The organism is Bradyrhizobium sp. MI1.7, assembly GCF_055811795.1.
In genome coordinates this window covers 1-398 of the sequence record NZ_JBVVPO010000261.1, presented here as the reverse complement: position 1 = coordinate 398, position 398 = coordinate 1, and the positions used below count along the sequence as shown (strand labels likewise).

Below are 398 nucleotides of genomic sequence, written 5' to 3'. Positions count from 1 at the left end.
ATCATCGATCCCAACGGCATTGCCAAGGCGCTCGGCGCCGCCGGCTCCTCGGCCCATGACATGGGCGACGAGAACGGCGCCCATCACATCGGAAGTGGCGAGCAGACCACCTCGCTGCTGGTGTTCCGCGCCGGCTCCAGCCAGCCCAAGGCGGTCCCGCTCGGGCTCGTCACCCGCCTGGAAGAGCTCCCGGCCGACAAGATCGAGTTCAGCAACGGCCGCTACATGGTGCAGTACCGCGAGCAGCTGATGCCGCTGGTCGCCATGGAGAGCGTCACCATTGCGAGCCAGGGCGCCCAGCCGATTCTGGTGTTTGCGGATGACGGCCGCTCCATGGGCCTCGTCGTCGACGAGATCATCGACATCGTCGAGGAACGGCTCAACATCGAGGTCGGCGG

1 protein-coding gene is annotated in these 398 nt (G+C 66.6%); it reads left to right on the top strand.

Annotation, left to right across the window (positions count from 1 at the left end; all coding sequences use genetic code 11):
- On the top strand, positions 1-398 hold a 398-nt coding region (locus AC0L3X_RS47445; RefSeq protein WP_473317656.1), incomplete at both ends, for a chemotaxis protein CheW.